Genomic DNA, 21,277 nt, shown 5'->3' with positions numbered 1-21,277 from the left:
AAGGGTTTAATGCACTGTTTAGACAAATGTCTATATTTTTATCATAGATAAATATTGTGGCATCTTCCGAAAGTGTTAGTTTTTTTTAATTCTTATTAGTTCCCGGCGCTGAAATCCGCATTCCGGCAGGCGTTTCAACCACTGTCGAACTGCGGATTTAATGCTAAGACACACTTGGGACACGGCAGTACCGTTTCCCTACTTGATATAATGAGCGAATTGCTTAGTTAGTATCCAGCTTTAATTTGACGAATTTAGCTATGACAGAAACATCAAAATTTTATATTGTCAAACATCGGGCCGGTAATTGCGAGATTTTGCCGTTGGCGGAGCCCTCGCAGAGGATCGCCCAACTCGAACCACTAAACCCCAGTATTATTGAAAAGTGGGGCCCTTACGATTCGCCCCAAGATGCCATCGCCCGCCGCATCGGATTAATTCGCGCCGGCAAATGCCAGCCGCAATGAGGAATTACTATTACTTTCCTCCGAATCGCGAAAGCTAACGTGACTCGCAATGACGCATGGCAAGAAATAGCGAAGCATTCGAGTTTAAAATCTTGGCCTTTAGCCGTATTTCTTCCCCCGAATGCTTTTTTTAAACTGAAACCCTACACAGGTTTTCTACTTCGATTTAGAAGGTGCTGCACTCGGTTTTGCCTGCGCCGCAGTCGGCTTAGGTGGCGCTGCATTCGGTTTCGACTCCGCCTTATTGTTGCCTGTTTTACCAGTAACTTGCTGTGTCAAAACTTCCATAGCTTTCGCGTACTGCGGATCGGCCGCCGTAGCAATTTTATCGCGATCGCGCCTTAATTCCTGTTTTTGAGCGTCAGTGAGTTCTACCTTAAAATCCGGTTCAATTCCCAAGTGGTTGATATCGCGCCCGCTGGGAGTAAAATACTTGGCAATTGTCACCGCCAAACCTGAACCATTTCCCACGCCGCGTACTGACTGCACCAAACCCTTACCAAACGTCTTTGTTCCCACTAAAACCGCGCGCTTGTTGTCTTGCAAAGCACCGGATAGAATCTCGCTAGCGCTTGCTGAACCGCCGTCTACCAGTACAACTAACGGTTTGTCTGTGATCGCTGCCTTATTTGCAGTTTGTTTATCGGCCTCACCGACTCGATCGACCGTCGAGACGATCGTACCTTCTTTGAGCCACATCCGAGCAATTTCAATACTTCCGTACAGCAACCCGCCGGGATTGGAACGCAAGTCTAAAATATAGCCCGTTACCTTTTTCTGTTCCAAATCCTTAATTGCCGATCGCATTTCCGATGCAGCATTCGCACTGAACTGATTTAAGCGAATATAGCCGACTTCTCCGATGGGAGTTTTCTGCACCGACTTCCGCACTGGATGAATTTCAATTTTAGCGCGTTTCAGCTTGAATTCTAATTCCTTGCTGTTCCGCAAAATCGTCAGCGTCACCTCAGTATTCGCCTGGCCGCGAATCAAATTTACCGCTTGATTCGTATCCATGCCTTCTGTCGTTTTGCCGTCAATCTTAGTAATGATATCTTTTGCCAGAATACCAGCAGTAAAAGCAGGGGTATCTTCGATCGGCGAAATCACTACCAACTTTTTGGTTTTCTCATCTTGAGTCAACTGAATCCCAACTCCTGTCAATTCCCCAGAAGTGTCAACCTGCATATTTTTGAACTCTTGAGGGTCCATAAACCGCGTATAAGGATCGTCTAGCTTCTTGAGCATTTCCCGAATTGCTTTGTAAGCTTCCTCGTCGCTGGTATAAGTCCGGTTCAAATAATCATTTCGCACCGCTTTCCAGTCAACCTGGTTAAAAGTGCCATCCACATAACTTTTGTCAATAATTTGCCAAACTTCATCAACTAACTCTTTAGGGCTTCCCCGAAAAGAAGCCAGAGATTTAGAACTGCAACCAGTGTTCGCAAGAGTTACAGCAGTGAGTACCACTGCTGCTGCACTTAGAACAAGCCCTCGTTTTGTTATAACCATTTGTCTGACGCGCGGGAGGAAAAGAGTTCAGAATAATTACGCTCAATCTAACACAGGCAAGGCCGGCTCGCGTTTGGCGTACATATATTATTCCACTTTGCCGAGTTCTGCGGTGTCAACTTAAGACTGAAACCCTCTATCTCTTTCGTTTGTATCAAAGTCTCGATCCCCCTAAATCCCCCTTAAGAAGGGGGACTTTGAGCGTTATTGTCCCCCCTTAACAAGGACTTTGAGCGCTCTTGTCCCCCCCTTACTAAGGGGGGTTAGGGGGGATCTCCGGGTTTAACAACAGGCATTAGGAGCGATCGACAGCCATTAAGGATCGACCCAGCGATCGTCCGATTTAATCAAATCAATCAATTCTGCCACACCTCGGTCTTCCGGCACCTTCTTAATTTCTTCCCGACCCCGGTACAGCGAAATATAACCCGGTTGCTTCCCGACGTAGCCGTAATCAGCATCAGCCATTTCTCCCGGGCCATTGACAATACAGCCCATTACTGCTATGTCCAAACCCGTGAGATGCTTCGTCGCCTCTCTCACTTTGTGTAACACTTCCTCTAAATTAAACAAAGTGCGGCCGCAGGAAGGACAAGCGACATACTCAACCATCGTTTTCCGCAGTCCCAAGGCTTGCAGAATGCTGTAGCAGACGGGAATCTCCTTTTCTGGGGCCTCTGTCAGCGAGACGCGGATAGTGTCGCCAATACCGTCAGTCAGCAGCGGTGCGAGGCCTGCGGTGGATTTGATGCGGCCGTATTCGCCGTCTCCTGCTTCTGTGACGCCCAAATGCAGCGGGTAATCCATGCCGAGTTCGTCCATCCGGTGCACCATCAAGCGATAAGCAGCAACCATCACGGGTGCACGGGAGGCTTTCAGGGAAAGTACGATATTTCGGAAGTCGAGGGATTCGCAAATTTTGATGAATTCCAGGGCCGATTCTACCATGCCTTCGGGCGTGTCGCCGTAGGTAAACAGCATCCGTTCGGCGAGGGAACCGTGATTAACGCCGATTCGCAAAGCTTTGCCTTGGTCGCGCAGGGAAATCACCAGAGGTTCCAGGGTTTCGCGGATTTTTTCGCCAATTTCCGCGAATTCGGCGTCGGTGTATTCGGTTCTGTCGGCTTTCGGCTTCTCGAACACGTAAAGTCCGGGATTGATTCTCACTTTGTCTACGTGTTTGGCGACTTCGAGGGCAATTTTCATGCCGTTGTGGTGGACATCGGCCACGAGGGGCACGGGTTGGTAGGTGGCGTGCAGTTTTTGCTTGATTTCGGCTAAAGCTTTGGCGTGGGCCATGCTGGGCACGGTGACGCGGACGATTTCGCAGCCTATCTCGTGCAAGCGCCGAATTCCGGCGACTGATCCGTCGATGTCGAGGGTGTCTTCGTTGATCATCGACTGAACTACGACGGGGTAGCCGCCGCCGATGGTGACGCTACCGACTTGGACTGGACGGGTTTTGCGGCGTTTGATGGTGGTGTCGAAGGTTGGTTCGGTGGTGAGGGTTTTAGTGGGGTTCGGCAGAGTTTGCATAACTGGTTGCGAGTGTTCTGTAATTAGAGTTTATAAAATTGTGTCTGCTGTTTTTTAGGTTTGCACAGAAGTGGACTGTTTGGGCAAAGAGGTTTTGGGATTTATGATTCTTAATGAGATTGCTGCGAATTTGTCGATCGAATTATGTCGGAAAAGGGCGATCGAACTAAAAGCCAACCATCACCGGGAAGGCGAACTGAAGTTGGGCCCGTGGAACTAAACCGAACTTAGAAAATACAGTTAAAATACAGGCTATGCCGAGATAAAAATTAATATTGGTTGGCGGTGAGGAGAATGGTTTGGACACCGGGGCAGGGGTTAAATGGCGATCGGTATATCATTGAAGACAAGTTAGGTGAGGGCGGCTTTGGGGTCACGTACCTAGCGCAGAAAGCGCAAAACAGGCAGCGGGTTGTCATCAAAACGCTCAAAGATGAATTATTGAGCGATCCAGATTTGGTCCGGTATCGGGACAAATTTCGCGATGAGGCGCTACTACTAGCTGTGTGCAGGCATCCCAATATTGTGGAAATAGACACCTACTTCATTCACGATAATTTGCCTTGCATTGCGATGGAATATGTGCCAGGAGAAGATTTGTGTAAATGCGTGGGAAAGCGCGGTCTTCTGTCAGAAACAGAAGCTTTAAACTACATCCGTCAAGTAGGAAAAGCCGTAATATTAGTTCACGAAAAAGGTTTGCTCCATCGCGATATCAAGCCACAAAACATTATGGTGCGTGACAAGCAAGATGCAGTTTTGATTGATTTTGGTTTGGCGCGGGGTTTTATTCCAGATCGCACTCAACAAATGACTTTTGGATTAACACATGGTTTTGCGCCTCCCGAACAGTACGGGGAAATGGGCAGATTTGCTGAGTACACAGATGTTTATGCTCTGGCGGCAACGCTCTACTATCTGTTAACGAGAACACCACCAACTGCTGCATTCTTGAGGGCTTTAAATAATCCTTTAAGGCCGCCGTCTCAGATTAATCCTAATATTAGCGATGCGGTGCATTGGGCAATTATGAAAGGGATGGAAATGCATGAGACAAAGCGGCCTCACTCAGTGCAAGAATGGTTGGCTATGCTTCCCCAACCTACCCTTGGTAATTGGGGGCAAAGAGGGTTTTTTTTGCCAACGATTCCTAGCCCGCAGCCACCACCACAACCTATAAATTTGATTTCAGCAAAAGGAGTCGATTATAGTCAACTCGATCGGCTGTTGGCTAGCGGAAAATGGAAAGAGGCTGATCGGGAAACGGCTAGAGTGATGTTGAAGGTGGCGGGTGAGAAGGAAGACGGATGCCTGAATGATGAACATATTAATAATTTTCCCTGCGAAGACTTGCGAACGATTGACCAACTTTGGGTAAAATACAGTAATGAGCGCTTCGGCTTTTCGGTGCAGAAGCGCATTTATCAAAGTCTGGGGGGAACCAGGGAATTTGATAGTAAAATATGGGAAGCATTCTTAGATAGGTTAGGTTGGCGTGTGAATAGTAACGGGTTGGATTATAGAGATATCAAATTCAACACTAAAGCACCAGAAGGTCACCTCCCAGGCCGAGGACGTAAGGGGTTAGCTTGTGGCTTGTTAAGTCTCTTCTCTCGCGTCGAGACTTGCAAGGTGTAACATCTAAAGGTTTCAGAACTTTGTTAACTATGGAGAGATTAAAGCCACTCTAATAAAATGATAGAAAAAGGTGCAAACAGTGGCAGACCTTTCAATCCCTCGAAAGCTGGTGGAAAGATTTTCAACTTATCTTATCAAAATGTTAAAATTACTGATAAAGGCGTTGCCTTAGTTGAAGCTCATGTTCGCAGATTTAATCCGGTTGGTGAAGCTGAGCTAAGAATGGTTGAAAGGTTAAGAGATATCACCACCCAAACTCTTGTAGCTGACCCTGTTGATTTACGGTTTTATACTCACGAGTTACGCGAGTATCTCAGGTATAAAAAGCTTGGCTACCCAAGTGGACAACCCGCTGACCCGGATGAGGCTTATGAACTTTGGAACAATGCTCACACAGCTACTCTTGAAGATTATAAATTAAAAGAAGGATTCGGCGTTTTATTTCATCCGAGCGTAGAGGAATTTTGATGAAAAACCTAACTCAATTAACCCAGCTTGAATTAGTGCTGCTGGAATTAGTAGCTAAAGGTCAAGGAAAGTGGAGTTGGTACGAACTCGCGAATGCACTTTCCCGTCGAGATGTACCGCGAGAACCTGACATGATGGTGGTCTTAAAAAAACTGGCTGCTGACGGCTTGGTTCAACGATATGTAGAAACAAATTCGCCTCGCGACAGATGGGAATTGACGCCAGAAGGATCTATGGTGTTGGCAAACCCAAAAGCAGATAGTCAAAGCAGAATTAGAATTTATGCAATTGGCATCCAGAAATCAGAAAGCAATTCTTCGACTTATTTTACCATAGTTCCCGGGATGCCTAGGAACATGAATTATTCTGCTTATTTTCCCAGAGATCCCCGGATGCCTAGGAACAGGCAGAACAATCGAGGAAGTAGAACAGCAAATTAAAGCAGCCATAGTTTTTCATTTAGAAGAGTTGCGTCAATCTGGTTCGTCTATTCCTGAAGCGAGAACTTTATGCAAATATGTTGAGGTTTAATGTAATGAAAACTATCAATTAGTATGTGGATGGTGTTGTAGAAGTTATTGCAGGCAAGATTCGATCGCACTTTCCGATCATCCATCAAAAATCAAGGCGCGATCGCACTTCACTCGACAAATCTCTCTCGCGGATGATGCGATCGCCCCTCCTCCCCAGCAAAACTAAAAAAAAATGTATTGGCAAATCCCTTCACCGACCCAGACTCAGCAGTTAAATAATCTGAGGTTTTCCATTGGACGATCGCACAAACTCACCAGCCACCTCTGTTAACAACCGCCGACCTCTAATTATCGCAGGAATTCTCCTCGGTATCGGTCAATCCGGCTTTTTTGACGGCATTGTGCTGCACCAACTCCTCCAGTGGCATCATATGTTTAGCAGCGTTAAAACCGATACTACCGTTGCCGGTTTAGAATTAAATACCCTCGGAGATGGATTGTTTCACGCTGCAGATTGGTTGGTAACAGTGGCGGGAATCTTCTGTTTGTGGAGTGCTGTGAAGCGCAAAGATGTTCCTTTGTCAACTCAAACTTTTTTCGGTTCAATATTAATTGGTGCTGGATTGTTTGACTTTGTTGAAGGCATTGTTGACCATCAAATTTTGGGAATCCACCACGTCAAACCCGGTATCAACGAGTTAGCTTGGGATTTAGGATTTCTCACTCTTGGAGTTAGTTTAGCGCTGTTAGGTTGGATGCTTGTACAGAGGGAAGTTCCCGCAGATACTAAAGTTTAAATGAATGCAGAGATTGGGAATTTTACCAAATCCGCGTTACAAATCCCCCACTCTCTTTTTAACTCATCAGTTCATCCCGCCGCAGACTCCAAGCACGCGATCAAATCCTCTTGACTCCTAAAATCCAACAAAGCTTCTCGCAAATCATCTAACTGTTCCGCAGATAATCCCTGGATGCGAGTTTGAACTTCCAGTGTAACACCTCCCACCCGCCGCACGATCGGACGCATAATTAATCCTATTTCCCCCTCAATTTTACCCCTTTCGATTCCTGGGCGGTGGCGTTGAGTACCTGAAATTCCACAACCACGGTTTTGTTGCCGATAATCTTGGCCTTGACATCCAGGTAAGTGTCTTTCAAGCCTGTAACGCTTCCTGCTGAATAAGGGTCAAGGATTTCTATTTCTTGGATGGTCGCTTCTCCGTTATACAACATTGCATTTAGGAAGCTGATTAAAATTTCAGGATGTTCTGAATATCAGAATATTCTTTTGAATGCAAAGTCTGCTTTGGGGGTGATGAAACGAATATTGTAGAAGGAAGAAGAAAAATGCAATATCTTAGGGATTTTTGGGTTAGTAGTTGCGCTTTACCACCCTTAGCGCAACTACGAAGTTTTTCAATTATCAGCCTGTGGCTTGAGTAGTAGCAGGCGACATAACTAGCTTTCCATTTATATCCATCGTCGCAAGCTTCAGCACTTCATTAAAAGCTAAACCCCGAATTTTGAGTTCCCACCGAATGCCTTTTGCTTTCATTCGCTTGGCTTTCCGCATATCGACATCAGCAGCTTTTTGATGCAAGAGCAAATATTTCATTGCTGCTGTAGCTTCGACTTTTGTGGGAAATGCAATATAAGTGATAAATCCGCCGTCCCAATGATTGGCGTTGCGGACGCTGCTGATAGTCGCAACTCTCGGACTAAAGCGGTTCCAGTAAAAGTCGCTATAGCCGATCGACTGTGTATTAACTTGGAGTTTGTTTGCCATTTGACTTAACTCCTATAACCTTGTGTGCGGGGTTAGCAGCACCCATTTGCTGCTGTTACTATTATAGCAAATTAACTGGTAATGGGGAATGGGAAGTGCGATTATGATGTTCGGTTATACCTATTAAAAAAGTCTTGCTACAGTCCTTAATTTTATGCCAATTATGAAAAGTCGCCGAGCCTCGCGCCGGACAAGAAAATGCAGTTTTCCTACCTAATTGGTATTATATCGCTCGGAATATACGGTGGAATGGCAAAATATGCTAGTGCTTCACTCCGCTGTCGGTGCCTTCGCGATAATTAATGGCTGATGACTGCTGACTCTTGGCTTTGGGGTGATGCCTAAAACCTCAATTCATATTCAGCAGTGACGCGATTGTCTCCTTGAAAATTACTCGAACTCCTGAGTAAAAGTTTATCGCTCAATCGATAACGCACAGTAAATTCAGTTGGTTGATTTGCTGACAAAACTCGAATGATTGATGCTGAAATATTGCGCGTGATGTCAAACCCAACTTCTAAACCTAAACCGAGAGAACCCGCAGCGGAACTGGAACTAGCAGTTTTTACTTCGTTGCTTCTAATCCGAGTGGGAAATAAGCGAACTTCGCTCAATCCTGTGGCGTTACTAATCGCAGATTGAATGTTGTTCAATAAACCCGCACCAGCTAAATTTGCGATCGCCAGTGTACTGTCTCCCTGTCCCAAAGTCTGCACGAAACTGCCGCCCAACAGCGCTACAATCTCTGTTTCCGATCGACTCGGAGAACTCCTCAACTCCAGACTTTCCGCCAACTGAGAAGCTCTTCCCCGCACTAACGCTTGAACTCGCACACTCCGCACGCTGCCCAAACTTGTCGGTTCGTCTGCTATTTCAGAGGCTACAGATGTGCCGGGAGTGCGGAACCGCGTTACTTCCTGCACCGAAGTTGCTAATCTCACATCCAGCGTCGGATCGAGTCCTTGTCCTGGTACAAAGGTAGCAGTCTGCGGGTATCCTCGATCGAGTCTAAACTGCGTCGTAAACAAATTTACCGACCCGGAAGTCAACCGAATCGTACCGACAGGGCGAAGGTCATCTAAAGTTCCATTCACCGTCAAGCCCCCAGTCGCCTGAAAACTCAATATGGGCGCACTTGTTACCCGAATTCCCCGGCCCAACTTCAGCCGCAAATCGTTCAATCCAACTTCAAAGGAAGGGGAAGTCGGAGTTGCAGGAGAAGGAGAAACCTCAGTTGTAGGGGAATCAGAAACCTCAGTCCCAGGAGAAGGGGAAGATGTAGAAGGAGAATCGGAAGCAGAAGAGGAAGAAGCTAACTGAGTTGTGCCGCCGCCGGAACTCCGGAGAAATACTTCGCCGTTGTACAGTTCAATATTACCGCTCAACTGCGGACGCCTAGCCGTGCCCCTTGCTTGCACTTGACCGACAACGCCACCGCTGTACAATCCTTTGAGATTTAGTGCTAACTTGTCGAGGTTTACAGCCAGGGGATTAGCCGCATCGACATCGCCCTCAGCAAAAGGCACAGACAGCGGAATCACGCCAGCGGCGACAACTTGTCCCTGACTCAACTGTCCCCGAATTCCTTCTACGCGAATACGATCGCCCTCAAAGCGCACCGTCCCAGTCAGCCCTGTCAGCGGTTCTGGGAAGGCTCTCGCGCGGACAGTTGCATTTTCAAAATTCGCAATTCCTTGCGCTACGGGCTCTTGCAGCGTTCCTCCCACGCGAATTTGCACCTGTCCCTGGCCGCTGACCCACGCAACTTGCGGAGTCAATACATTAATAATTGCCAAACCTTCATTTTTCAAATTCGCCCTCAAATCGATTTGATTGCTATCAGCTTTCACCGCTGCAAACGGCAACTCAAAAGGCAAACTTCCCTGCACCTCTATCGGTTCAGTTTGAGTTACCAAAGCGCTGCCGCCAAAATTCAGGCGGGCATTGCTATAACTGAAACTGCCGTCGGCTTGTTTAATCGGTTCTCCGTTTAGCGTGCCCTCAAGCAAACTCAATTCCCCGGTGGCTTGCGGATTTTCCAAACTGCCGGCCAAATTCGCGCGCAAATTCAAATTTCCTGTGACATCCACAAAAGGCAAGTCCACCAGTTTTGCTAACTCTTCCACGGGCAAATTTTCTACCCGCAACTGCCCGGATTGAGCTTTTTGTCCGAGTTGTCCAGAAAAGCCGATCACACTTTTGCCCGATCGAATTTCCAAAGGCAAAACAGTTAATATACCGTCCTGAAAACTGCCTTCAATGCTGAACTTTTCAGCGACATATTTTCCCCACTGCCAGTTATCACCTTTGACATTAAATTGAGCTTGCACACCCGTCTGCAAAGAACCGGCGACAGAAATTTCCGCCCCAAAAGTGCCTTGCAATTGGGATAAGGGAGGCAATTTTTCTGATGATTTCACTGCCTGCTGCTGCTGCAAAATTGTTTCAATTTCTGCCAAACGGCGCAACTGTTCGATTAGCGGCGCTTCGGGTTCTCCCACTGCTACAGTTTGCACGTCGCCGCTGTCACCGTAAACCGGAGGTTTTACGCCTCTAGCCAAGTCGCCTAAATTGAAATATTGCAAAGCGGTTAAAACCTGCTGCAAATTGCCTTGCTGGACGTTAACTTTCCCGGCAAAGTGCGGGTTTGCGCCTGTTTGAAGATTACCGGAAATTAAATATTGACCGCTGCCTTGGCGGAATATGCCATTTGTGAGAGTAGCGCTGCCGTTAGCGTAGCTGAATTCGCCTTGGAAACTGTCACCTTTAATGTAGCCGATCGCCGGTTGGGCGATCGCAATTTGTCCACTTGCTTGCAAAGTCGCCGGATTTAACGGCATCTTCCAACCGGGCACATTCACTTGTCCCGAAACCGTACCAGTTATCGGCCCCAAACCCGCCTCTTTACCGGGTGATAAATTCAAAGCAGCGAGGGGAAAATCGCTTAGATTAACTCGCAAAGTTTCTCCCTCGGTTTGGCCAATAGCCACAGATTCCCCGCGTTGAATTAAGAAAGATGTCGGCAGAAAAGATTGATTTAAAGCTACTTGAATTTTGTCTTGGCGACCGGCCAAACGCAAATCTACACTTTTCCCAGCATCCGCATTCACACTCCCCGCCAGTACCGGGTCAAAAGCGACTTGATTTACTGCTAAATCCCGCACTTCCACGTCGCCAACTAAGCTGAGGGCGGCGAGGGTTCCGGTGAGGCTGCCCGTAAAATCGACATTGCCGCGCAGGGGTGGGTTTTGCTGTGAGGAATTTTTGTCCGCAATTCTAGACAAAAATCCTAACTGTTCTGCTGGTAAGGCTTGCAGGTTAAAGTTGGCGAGTTTCAGATCCAAATCTAAGTTGGAAATTGAGGGTCCTCCTTTACCTTCGAGTTTGACGTTAACAAAGCCGTTTGCTGTCAAACCGGGAGTTGTGGCGTTCTCAATTTCTACCCGTTTGCCGTCCCAATTAAATACTGCCTCAAAAGGTTGTTTCAAAAACGGCAATTCCGAGATGCGGAAACTGCCGCCGGCGCGAACATTTTGTAGGGAAGCGGCAATCGGGCCGGATAAATTGATATTCCCGTTAAACAGTCCTCCAAGCTGGGGGAGATTTGGGGCACTGGAGACTACACCTTTGGTTTGCGAGCTTTGGCGCTGCGAGTCAAAGGCTTGCTGGAAGCGACTTAGAGCAATTTGCTCGCCCTCGATTGACGCGCGCCAATTCCCCGATGCGGCGCTGCCTTTAGCATTGACAATTCCTCCGCCGTTGGCAAGTCGAATTTGTCCGTCGCCGTTGGCGGTGATGCCGTTGGCGGTTAGATTATCTACTGTTCCCAAAATGCGGACTTTGCCGTCGAGGGTTCCGTTAATTTCTGGCGGTAAATCCGCTGTCAGCAAACCTGTTTGTTTGAGGGTTTGTTCTAAATTACTGACGGCAATTCCATTTGTTTCCAGCAATGCTTGCAAGTTGCCGTTTTCTAATTTTGCCGTAGTATCGATCGCCCCGAGTCGATCGACCAAAATCCGTCCTTCTCCGCTACCACTAATTCCCTTGGCTGTCAAGTTATCCAAACTGCCCGCTGCTTGGAATTGACCGTTAACTCTGCCGTCAAATCCTTTAGGCAAAGTCGCCGTCAGGGTCAACAGTTGGGTATTGCGGATTGTTTGTTCTAAGCGACTGAGAATAACTCGATCGGCATCGGCGAAAGCTTGCCAGCGTCTGCCTTCTAATTTACTTCTAAAAGCAAGAGTACCGTCCCCTATATTGAGTTTGCCGCTGCTGCTGACGCCTATGTCAGCGGCGGTTGAATTATCAAGACTGCCGCTGGCTTGAATTTGATTGGATATTTGTCCGTCAAGTGATTGGAGATTTTGGATTTTGGATTTTAGATTGTTGATATTGGCGACTGTTTGGGGATTGTCAGCAGCGAAAGCTAAGCCAACATCTAACAGCGGCAATCCTAAATCTCCTAAGCGCCTGATGGAAGTGCGATCGGTTTCTGCTGTTGCTTGCCACTTTCCCGCTACCAATTCTCCTTTTAAATTAACATTGCTGCCGGCAAGATTGAGTCTGCCGCTGCCGCTGGCATTGATGCTGCTAGCCGTCAAATTGCCAAGACTTCCCGATGCGGTAATTTGACTCGATAGCAGTCCGTCAATCGATTTTAGATTTTGGATTTTGGATTTTAGATTGTTGAGATTGGCAGATTGCTGATTTTCGGCATTGAATGCTGAAGCCACATCTAAAATCGGCAATCCTAAATCTACTAAACGGCTGATGGAAGTGCGATCGGTTTCTGCTGTTGCTTGCCAGTTTCCTGCTACCAATTTTCCTGTGAAATTGACATTTCTGTCTGCAAAATTGAGCCTACCGTTGCTACTAAGATTAATTCCGCCCGCCGTCAAATTGTCAACATTTCCCGCCGCCTGAAATTCACCTGCTAACTGTCCGCCGAGCGATTTTAGATTTTGGATTTTAGCTTCTAAATTTTCCCGATTGGCAGTAGTTTTCCGTGCTAAAAACGGCAATCCAATATCAATTAATTGATTTATAGCAACTTTTTCAGTGTTGCCAAGAACTTGCCAGTTACCCGATTCTAGTTCGCCATTAACATTAACAATACTGTCAGCAATATTCAGCGTTCCTTTGCCCGTCGCAGCGATCGCATTTAAACTCAAATCGTCCAGAGTGCCTGCTGCTTCGACGGTTCCGCTGAACAAACCCGCTACTTCAGGAGGGAAATTCAGCGTCGGTACGAGTTGCTGCAAACGGTTAAGGGCCACGCGATCGCCCTCGATCAAAGCTTGCCACTGACGGTTTTTTAGCGCAGCATCCACGTTCACAGAAGCGTCGCCAATCTTCACAACCGTATTTTGCAAATCCGCCGAATTCCTTGCGGCTCGAATTTCGCCCGCAGCGGGGAAAGTTCCTTGCGGTGCTTGCCATTGAACTCTCGCTTGAACGTTGTCTAACGGGCCGAAAATTTGAGCTTTTGCGGAGACACTGCCAATTGTAACAGCAGCAGGAATCGGGAGAGCGTAAATTTGGGCGATCGCGTCCCCGGGTACATTTTCAACTTGAAAGTCAAACACCAAACCAGATGGCGAATTCTTACTTTTTAAAGCAATATCAACTTCACCTTTGCCGCCAATTTTACCGCCCGCCGCCGGCACTACCAAAATATCGCTCAAAGTCAATCCTAAAGAGGAAAACGGGGGAATAGAAGATTGAGAATTGGGAGTTGGGGTTTGAGCCATTCTCCCGCGTTCCAATTTGAAATTAGTGCTAATATTGTTTAATTGCAGTCGATCGACCGTAGCGGGTTTTGTCGAGGCGATCGCACCTGTCAGCACGGGCAGATCAACTGTTCCCGTCAGCTTAGCATCCGCCTTCACTTCCCCCGCCACAGCAACGGGTAATACTACTTTCTGCCCTAACTCTGTTTCCACCGCACTGACAACATTTGCAAAAGCGACTGGTTGCACGCTAGTTGTCAGATTGAAGCTAGCATTATCCAAATTAAAATTAGTTCCAGTGGCAACAGTGCCTGCTATTCTCAGCGGAATTAGGCCGTAATTAGCCGCCAGACTATCGACAATCACATTAGTTCCCTGAAACCGCAACTGACCGCTGCTATTTTGTAGAATTTGTTTTAGGGAAGAAATACTCGCTTGCACTCCTCCAAAACTAGCCGTTCCGGTAATTCCCGATACTTTATTCTCTCGCACTTGCACGGTCAAATTCCCATTAGCCAGACCTTTTTGTAAAGAAATGCTGGAAAGTCGTAGCAAGCGAGCGAGGTCGGGCAAAGGCAAATTTTGACCTTGCAACTGCAGGTTAGTTTGCGCTGCAGGCAACATAGAATCAGCTTTAAGTATAAAATTATCGCTGTTAGTAAACTGACCGTTTACTTCGTAGAGAACGCGCTGATTTTGGTCGCGAAATAGAGCACTGCCATTTCTCACGCTTAGAGAAATCGGAGCCGAAGTTTTCTGTCCTACTGCGGGACTCGGTACCAACAAGGCGACGGAATTTTCAGCTCGAAATGCTTCAACTTCAGTTTTAAATAAACCCGGAGATTTCCGCTCCGCAGTTGGAAGATTAACCCAGCGGCCTTTAGCATCCTGTTCGATATAAGCGCTGGCTTGAACTAAAGTAATATCTAATTTGAGAGTGCGGGTGAACAGCAGTTGCCAAACCGAAAACTTTACTTTAACTGCTTCTGTAGAAGCGTAATCCGGATCGGTAGAAGTTGCAGGTAAAGTCGATCGGCCAAACCGCAAACTTGTTAGAGAAAATCCCTCCAAACGTCCGAGTTGCACGGGCCGCTTCAGCAACTGACTGACTTCAGTTTCCACCAAAGGAGCTAAATTTGCCCGCACCCACGCCTGAGCTACCACCGCCCCAACCAAGGCAATAATGCCCAATCCCGTACCGCTAAGCAGCAGCAGACGCCACCAGCGGCGGTGGGGACGGGGTGCGAGTTGATTTTTGTCGTCGTCCGAGTTAGTCATGGGTGTTTCTCAGAAATCAGAGAATTCAGGAATTAAGGGAATCAGCCGATTTTAGACAGGTATAATTTTTGTGATTCGCCAGCGTGGCTTCTGCCTTTGGTAGACTCAGAAGTGAGGTCGGAAGTGCCGATCCCCGGAGCGATCGCAGACAAAAGGCACGCCCCCACTCTAGGGTAGACTCCAGAAACCTTGACCGAACTTAATCAAAACACGCAACACCACCTAAAACCAAGTCCTCGAACTCCCCCAACTCCTCTAGGTTTCCCCCGCTGTGGAGGATGGGTGGTCAATCTAAAATCTAAAATATCAAATCAAGTCGTCCAAATGCCCCACATCCTTTCGATCCCGCCCGTGCAGGATCGGTGGTCAATCTAAAATCTAAAATATAAAATTTAAAATCGGTTGCCCGATCGCTTCTAAGATAAAAAAACGGTGGTTAAGAAGGTCTTTAAAACTTATGCGAGTGTTCGTCTTACTCTTCAATGCCCGCACCGAGAATGAGGGAATTCATACCATTCAACTCGGCGATCGCAATAAAGTTCTGATGTTTGAGTCAGAAGACGACGCCACCCGCTTTGGCGTGATGTTGGAAGCTCAGGATTTCCCCGAACCCGCTGTGGAGGCGATCGACGATGAGGAAATTAAGGAGTTCTGCGATAGTGTTGATTATGATTGGGAACTGGTGCCGGCGGGCGCGCTGGCGATCCCGCCAGAAGACAATGTAACACAGACTCAGTGGCAGCCGGAGGCGGAGCCGGAGGCGGAGCCGGAGCCGGATTCTGACGTTTCCCAAAACGAACTGGATTCTATTCGTCGCCGACTCGAAGGACTTTTGTGAGAGTCAGCAGTCATTAGTAGAATCCAATTGCAAAAATTGCTCTCCAATCTTGAAAAGCATCTGCGGTTATCTGCGTTTATCTGCGGTTTCCCTCTAAATCAATGACCAATGACCAATGACCAATAACCAATGACCAATGACCAATAACGCAGAAAACATCATGAAGAATTTGGAAGAACGGGGCCATCTGCTGACTGAACAGGTGAATACCAACAGCGAGAATTTAGACCAACTCAGTTCGATCGAATTAGTGGACTTGTTCAACCGGGAAGACGCCCAAACCTTAAGCGCGATCGCCCGCGCCCGCGAACAGTTAGCCGAAGCGATCGACATAGCAGCCGAGTCTCTGCGTCAAGGAGGCCGCCTGTTTTATGTCGGTGCGGGTACTTCCGGGCGTTTGGGGGTGCTGGATGCGGCCGAGTGTCCCCCCACCTTCTGCACGCCGCCAGAACTCGTACAGGGCATAATTGCCGGGGGTGCGGGGGCTTTGGTGCGGAGTTCGGAGGATTTGGAGGATCGGGCTGAGGATGGGGCTGAGGCGATCGCCCACCGTCAAATTATCAACTTAGATGTAGTTGTCGGGATTACGGCTGGAGGTACGACGCCGTTTGTCGCGGGCGCTTTACAGGCGGCACGCCAGCGGGGGGCGAAAACTGTGTTTATGGCCTGCGTACCCGTCGAACAAGTGAATTTTGAGGCTGATGTTGATATTCGGTTGTTGGTTGGCCCGGAGGTAGTGGCGGGTTCGACGCGCTTGAAAGCCGGTACAGTCACAAAAATGGCTTTAAATATCATTTCGACTGGGGTAATGGTAAAGCTGGGGAAGGTTTACGGCAATCGGATGGTTGACGTGGCGGTTACTAATAAGAAATTGCGCGATCGGGCTGTGCGGATGTTGCAGGATTTGACTGATTTGAGCCGGGATGAAGCGGGTTTTTTGCTCGAAAAAAGCGGCAAGTCTGTAAAATTAGCTTTGATGATGCACTGGACTAATTTGGAGAAGGAAGAGTGCGATCGAATTCTGGGCGAGTTTCAAGGAAATTTGCGATCGGCTGTGGCATCAATTAGTCATTAGTCAGTCATCTGTCATTCGTCATTAGTCATCTCATAAGTCAACAGTCAACAGTCATTCGTCATTTGCAATATCGAGTCAAAAAATTGTGAAATCTCTTCAGTGGATCTGATGTGATAAACACTTTTGGTTTTTTGAGCGCGATCGACATACTCGCGATATCTGGGAGTCAAATACTTGTGACACAACCAAAGAGCGCGGTAACTATTAATTGAACTCTTCAATATCGGACTGTTTTCAGACCAGCCTTCTGGCGATATAAAGCTACATGAAATCAGCCGTTTAGTCACCCACCAAAAATGCACGTATAGTGGTAAATCGACCAAAACCAGACTATCCGCCTCATTGAGTCGAAGCCAGATGGTTTCCCTGCAACCAAACCCGTCAATAATCCATCGATCAGTAGCCAAAATTTGATCGTAGGTACGCTTATATTCTTCATTTGGAACCTCAGCGCCCCCAGATTGATATTGAATCTTATCCAAGGCCTAAAGTGGCAAACCAGTGATTTCCGATAATCTCTTGCTTAGAGTTGATTTACCGCCTCCAGTATTGCCAAACACGGGTACTTTTTTCATAGTTCCCCTTTTAGTAATTTAGTTATTAGTCATTAGTCATCAGTAGCGGACTAAAACATGAAGGTCAATCGAATTTATAGCTTTCAAAAAAGTCAATTTCGGTGAGTCTGGCGCGGATCATTGACGTTATTGAGAAATGCGATTAGGGTCAGTATATATATTTGTTATTGGGCGATCGCTTCGATATTTTATCAGATAAGCGAGCGCGGCCCGGTATTGTCTGTCGATCGATTTGTAAAATATCTGTCAAATCTAAGAGGATCGCTCCTTCGTTAAAAAAGCCGTTTCTGAAGCCAACGCACCTAGTACGAGACTGCTGGATACTCTACCCACTTTGAAATTTCAAACCGAATCCTATGCAACCAAAGCCTAACCTTAACCTATACTCATCCTTGGGGCATTTCCCCTGGCTGAAAAAAAGCTACACTGCCAAAATTATGGTGGTTGCATTTTTAGGCACGCACGTTCCTTTGCTAACCTTAATGGTCTGGTTTCTTACCTCAAACGCTTACTCTGTAGAGACATCAGTCCGGGTTCTGCTGATTGCTCTGCTGGCGACATTAGCGGGTACGGCAGTAACGCTTTCTACGCTACGCTACCTCCTGGTTCCGGTAATCTTAACCTCGGAGGCTCTACAAAACTACCTCGATACAAGAACCTTGCCGAACTTACCCACAGAGTTTACTGATGAAGTCGGTACGCTGATGGCAAATTCCTCACAAACGCTTTACAAACTAGATGAATTAATTCATTACATTACCCACTACGATGAACTGACTGGATTGCCCAATCGTGACTTATTTTGCGATCGCCTGAATCAAACCCGCTCTCAAAATGACTCACCCTTGGTCGCAGTGCTGGTAGTGGGTATCGATGATTTTACAGGGATGCGCCACGCGTTGGAGCCTGAGATGTGCGACTTACTAATTAGAGCCGTTTCCCAACGGGTGGTACAGTGCATGGATCAGTCAGATGTCTTGGCGCGTTTGGGCGACGGTGAGTTTGCGATCGCTCGCAGCGAACTCCCCTCGCTGGAGAGTGTGGTCAAGCTATCCCAACTGCTGCTGAGTACGCTGACCAAACCTTTCTCTATCAAGGGCAACCCGATCCACATCACCGCCAGTCTTGGCATTACATTGAACCATCTAGAAAATACGAATTCTGTAGATAAACTTCTTCAGCAAGCCGACTTCGCACTTCATCAGGCAAAGCAGCAAGGGCGGAGCCACTATCAGTTTTATTCACCCGAAATGAACGTTCACTTACAGGAGCGACTGGCCCTAGAAAATAGCCTGCGCGGAGCGCTGGAGCGTAACGAACTACTGGTTTACTATCAACCGCTGATCGACCTGCACAGCGGACAGGTGACAGGAACGGAGGCGCTGGTTCGCTGGCAGCATTCTACAGAGGGTTTGGTCCCTCCGGTAAAATTTATTCCGATCGCCGAGGCCAATGGCGAGATCGTGCCCATTGGTGAATGGATATTGCGAACGGCTTGCGCTCAAACCCGTCGCTGGCAACTGGCTGGGCGGCCAGCCCTGCGGATTTCGGTGAATCTGTCGGCTCGACAATTTGAGCAGCCGAATCTGGTTGAGATGGTTCGCCAAATTTTGGCCCAGACCGAACTCGAAGCTGCGTATTTAGAACTGGAAGTGACTGAAACTGCCTTGATGACTGACATCGATCGATCGGTCAAAATCTTAACGCAACTGCGAGAACTTGGCGTGTCCCTCGCCCTAGATGACTTTGGCACAGGTTATTCTTCCCTCAATTACCTGCAACGGTTTCCGGTTAATATGCTCAAGATCGATCGATCCTTTGTCAAAGATGTACTGTCTAACCCGGACAGCGCCACCATTACTGATGCGATCATTGCTCTGGCCAAAAGTCTGCGGTTAACGATCACCGCAGAAGGCATTGAAACCAAGGAGCAGCGTGACTACCTGCAAGTGCGAGGCTGCCATGAAGGTCAAGGGTTTTACTTCAGTCGCCCTGCTAACGCTGATACAATCACCAAAGTGCTAAACGACTCGTTTCAGTCTGATGCAGCATCTATCCCTATTGCCACCCACTTTTAAGCTGAACCAGTCAAGAACTCGCCGTCAACCCGAAGGGTATGACGGCAGCTTGCAAAAAGCTCTGACTTGATCCGATTAAGTTGGCTTTCACTGATAATGCGATCGTCAACTCAGTACCCATGCCGACGGTTGAGTTGACAGAAAGCATCCAGGATACAAGCCCCCGGATTCATCCGTCCACAAATAAAAAACGTGTATCCGATGAAACTTGCCCCCCGAATTTATCCGTGGGGTCAATGCTTCAATTCTTTAATCTAAAATCTAAAATCGATTGACTTCTCCAAGAAGTCGGGAATCTGGGTATGCTGTTTTTTAGGTGTTGACAAAAACAGAAGATGTAAGCTGACTTTGACTTACACCCTGCACGATTCCCAAATAACTACTGCCCGACTTAATCGCCGTAGAAGCGATGCTTGCACCTGCATCCAACTGCAAACTCACAGCTTCAAAAGTCAAGTTGGCAAATCCCATACCGTCAGTCAAACCAATATTATCCCCGATCGCAAAATCGGCTATTACATCAGCACCGATTAAACTAGCCGAAGCAGACAAACCTCCTGCTAAAATAAACGTATCATTTCCAGCGCCGCCCGTCAGAATATCTTGCCCGCGATCGCCCGCCAACAAATCGTCGGCGTTACCGCCAATCAAGACATCATCTTCTTTGCCGCCGCGAATAGTATTGTTACCGTCCGATCCGATTAGTCGATCGTTATCGTTGTTGCCGCTAATAAAATCATTGCCAACACCGCCATCAATTGAATCGGATTCTTTGCCGCCCGATAAGCTGTCATTGCCGCCTGCGCCATTAATTGTATCCGCACCTTGCATTCCATTAATGCTATCAACCTCTTCTCCCCCGGTGATATTGTCTTTGCCGGAAAGGGCAAAAATTGGCAATCCCGCAGCATTTGGCGGTATTTGAGTATCGGCACTATCTGATAGGAAATAATTGACCCCGCTGGCTGTATTTTTGGGTGCTGTTGTCGGGCTGCCGTCCCCTGTAGCATTGGGTATGGGCGAAGTAATCGATACCAATGTGTTGGGAGTAGGTGTCGGTATGGGTGTCGGTGTGGGAGTCGGTGCGGGATTGACACTACCGTCAAGAGAAGTAGCAAAAACTTGCGTCCAATAGTGATTGAAATTTTCTGTGCCAGTATCGTTGGCTAAGAAATAGTAACCGATGCCAATTTCTTTGAGATTGGGGTTAAGAATGTTAGCGCGGTGGCCGCTGCTGTTCATCCACGATGATACAACTTCTTCGGGTGTAGAAGAACCCGCAGCAATGTTTTCTGCTGCCGATGAAAATTGATAGCCCGTTGCAGAAATCCGACTTGCTAATGACGAACCATCTTTTCCGGTATGGGAAAAGAAGTCTTGCAGTGCCATATTTTGGTTGTGATTTTCCGCTGCCTTTAGTAACTGACTATTTAAAATTAGCGGGGACAAACCTACTTTGCTGCGTTCGATGTTGGTAAGTTCTAAAAGTCTATTAATAAAGTTTTGATTGGTTGGGCTTGGTGCTACTTGAGAGGCAGCTCGCTCTCCTGTTAAAATGTCCAAAGACTCAGAATCCGAAGCAGAATTTGGTAGTTGTTCTAACATGGGGATGATAAACAGTTTTAAGACTTGGTTTTGCTGGTAGATGGCTTACCGTCTTAACGATAGTTTCCCCGATCGCTAGCTGGGCAAAATTAAATACTTGTATTAATTCCTGCCACTGCTGTATCTATTTAGATTATAGCTGTTCTCAAAGTGGGGATGTCAAGAGTCCGGCTCTGGTTGGGTTTGGGAAGAGTGCGATCGACTTTGAGGAGAGTTTCA

Annotated in this window: 19 protein-coding genes; 10 read left to right on the top strand and 9 right to left on the bottom strand. The window is 47.4% G+C overall.

What is annotated here, in order from left to right; genetic code table 11:
- Positions 1-260 precede the first annotated feature (260 nt).
- Positions 261-467 carry a DDE transposase family protein gene (locus tag QT996_RS17625; protein WP_333048002.1) on the top strand — a complete coding sequence of 69 codons (207 nt, stop codon included), beginning with the start codon at positions 261-263 and terminating at the stop codon, positions 465-467.
- A 156-nt stretch (positions 468-623) separates the two neighbouring features.
- Here the strand turns inward: QT996_RS17625 and ctpC are convergent, their stop codons facing one another.
- Both ctpC and ispG read right to left on the bottom strand, forming a co-directional pair.
- On the bottom strand, positions 624-1,979 hold the full coding sequence (gene ctpC, locus QT996_RS17620; RefSeq protein WP_333048001.1) for a carboxyl-terminal processing protease CtpC: 1,356 nt from the start codon (positions 1,977-1,979) through the stop codon (positions 624-626).
- A gap of 315 nt (positions 1,980-2,294) precedes the next feature.
- Positions 2,295-3,515, bottom strand: a complete 1,221-nt coding sequence (gene ispG, locus QT996_RS17615) for a (E)-4-hydroxy-3-methylbut-2-enyl-diphosphate synthase (protein WP_333048000.1) — start codon at positions 3,513-3,515, stop codon at positions 2,295-2,297.
- A 294-nt stretch (positions 3,516-3,809) separates the two neighbouring features.
- On the opposite strand from ispG, the gene QT996_RS17610 reads away from it, so the two are divergent.
- From QT996_RS17610 to QT996_RS17585, 6 genes are read left to right on the top strand one after another with little or no spacing between them, the layout of a single operon-like run.
- Positions 3,810-5,153 (top strand): serine/threonine-protein kinase, encoded by a 1,344-nt coding sequence (locus tag QT996_RS17610; protein WP_333047999.1) that lies wholly within the window; start codon positions 3,810-3,812, stop codon positions 5,151-5,153.
- A 57-nt stretch (positions 5,154-5,210) separates the two neighbouring features.
- Positions 5,211-5,621 (top strand): hypothetical protein, encoded by a 411-nt coding sequence (locus QT996_RS17605; protein WP_333047998.1) that lies wholly within the window; start codon positions 5,211-5,213, stop codon positions 5,619-5,621.
- Positions 5,621-6,061: a hypothetical protein gene (locus QT996_RS17600; protein ID WP_333047997.1), complete on the top strand. Its 441-nt coding sequence runs from the start codon at positions 5,621-5,623 to the stop codon at positions 6,059-6,061. The genes QT996_RS17605 and QT996_RS17600 overlap by 1 nt, the downstream gene beginning before the upstream one ends.
- Positions 5,982-6,152 carry a type II toxin-antitoxin system HicB family antitoxin gene (locus tag QT996_RS17595; RefSeq protein ID WP_333048024.1) on the top strand — a complete coding sequence of 57 codons (171 nt, stop codon included), beginning with the start codon at positions 5,982-5,984 and terminating at the stop codon, positions 6,150-6,152. The genes QT996_RS17600 and QT996_RS17595 overlap by 80 nt, the downstream gene beginning before the upstream one ends.
- Positions 6,153-6,177: 25 nt before the next feature.
- Complete coding sequence (locus QT996_RS17590) at positions 6,178-6,369, top strand: hypothetical protein (RefSeq protein WP_333047996.1); 192 nt, start codon at positions 6,178-6,180, stop codon at positions 6,367-6,369.
- Positions 6,370-6,387: 18 nt separating this feature from the next.
- Positions 6,388-6,891: a DUF2243 domain-containing protein gene (locus tag QT996_RS17585; RefSeq protein WP_333047995.1), complete on the top strand. Its 504-nt coding sequence runs from the start codon at positions 6,388-6,390 to the stop codon at positions 6,889-6,891.
- 71 nt (positions 6,892-6,962) lie between these two features.
- On the opposite strand, the gene QT996_RS17580 is transcribed toward QT996_RS17585, so the two are convergent.
- The 4 genes from QT996_RS17580 to QT996_RS17565 form a co-directional block, all read right to left on the bottom strand.
- Positions 6,963-7,121, bottom strand: a complete 159-nt coding sequence (locus QT996_RS17580; RefSeq protein ID WP_333047994.1) for a DUF4351 domain-containing protein — start codon at positions 7,119-7,121, stop codon at positions 6,963-6,965.
- 8 nt (positions 7,122-7,129) lie between these two features.
- Complete coding sequence (locus tag QT996_RS17575; RefSeq protein ID WP_333047993.1) at positions 7,130-7,327, bottom strand: hypothetical protein; 198 nt, start codon at positions 7,325-7,327, stop codon at positions 7,130-7,132.
- A gap of 190 nt (positions 7,328-7,517) precedes the next feature.
- Positions 7,518-7,880, bottom strand: a complete 363-nt coding sequence (locus QT996_RS17570; protein WP_333047992.1) for a hypothetical protein — start codon at positions 7,878-7,880, stop codon at positions 7,518-7,520.
- A gap of 341 nt (positions 7,881-8,221) precedes the next feature.
- The gene (locus tag QT996_RS17565) at positions 8,222-14,887 is read right to left on the bottom strand and encodes a translocation/assembly module TamB domain-containing protein (RefSeq protein WP_333047991.1); all 6,666 of its coding nucleotides are present in this window, start codon (positions 14,885-14,887) and stop codon (positions 8,222-8,224) included.
- Positions 14,888-15,344: 457 nt separating this feature from the next.
- On the opposite strand from QT996_RS17565, the gene QT996_RS17560 reads away from it, so the two are divergent.
- Positions 15,345-15,725, top strand: a complete 381-nt coding sequence (locus QT996_RS17560) for a DUF3110 domain-containing protein (RefSeq protein ID WP_333047990.1) — start codon at positions 15,345-15,347, stop codon at positions 15,723-15,725.
- Between the two features lie 160 nt (positions 15,726-15,885).
- Positions 15,886-16,800 (top strand): N-acetylmuramic acid 6-phosphate etherase, encoded by a 915-nt coding sequence (gene murQ, locus QT996_RS17555; protein WP_333048023.1) that lies wholly within the window; start codon positions 15,886-15,888, stop codon positions 16,798-16,800.
- 44 nt (positions 16,801-16,844) lie between these two features.
- Here murQ and QT996_RS17550 read toward each other — a convergent pair whose 3' ends face one another.
- The gene (locus QT996_RS17550; protein ID WP_333047989.1) at positions 16,845-17,282 is read right to left on the bottom strand and encodes an adenylate kinase; all 438 of its coding nucleotides are present in this window, start codon (positions 17,280-17,282) and stop codon (positions 16,845-16,847) included.
- A gap of 449 nt (positions 17,283-17,731) precedes the next feature.
- Here QT996_RS17550 and QT996_RS17545 point away from each other — a divergent pair, with 449 nt between their 5' ends.
- A complete protein-coding gene (locus QT996_RS17545) occupies positions 17,732-19,453 on the top strand; it encodes a bifunctional diguanylate cyclase/phosphodiesterase (RefSeq protein WP_333047988.1) in 1,722 nt (573 codons plus the stop codon).
- A 10-nt stretch (positions 19,454-19,463) separates the two neighbouring features.
- Here the strand turns inward: QT996_RS17545 and QT996_RS17540 are convergent, their stop codons facing one another.
- Positions 19,464-19,601, bottom strand: a complete 138-nt coding sequence (locus QT996_RS17540) for a hypothetical protein (protein ID WP_333047987.1) — start codon at positions 19,599-19,601, stop codon at positions 19,464-19,466.
- A 164-nt stretch (positions 19,602-19,765) separates the two neighbouring features.
- A complete protein-coding gene (locus tag QT996_RS17535) occupies positions 19,766-21,058 on the bottom strand; it encodes a CAP domain-containing protein (RefSeq protein WP_333047986.1) in 1,293 nt (430 codons plus the stop codon).
- Positions 21,059-21,277: the final 219 nt, after the last annotated feature.

This window comes from Microcoleus sp. S13C4 (assembly GCF_036700865.1).
Lineage (GTDB): Bacteria > Cyanobacteriota > Cyanobacteriia > Cyanobacteriales > Microcoleaceae > Microcoleus.
Note: the sequence above shows the minus strand (reverse complement) of the source record. Positions and strands in the feature narration are given on the sequence as shown.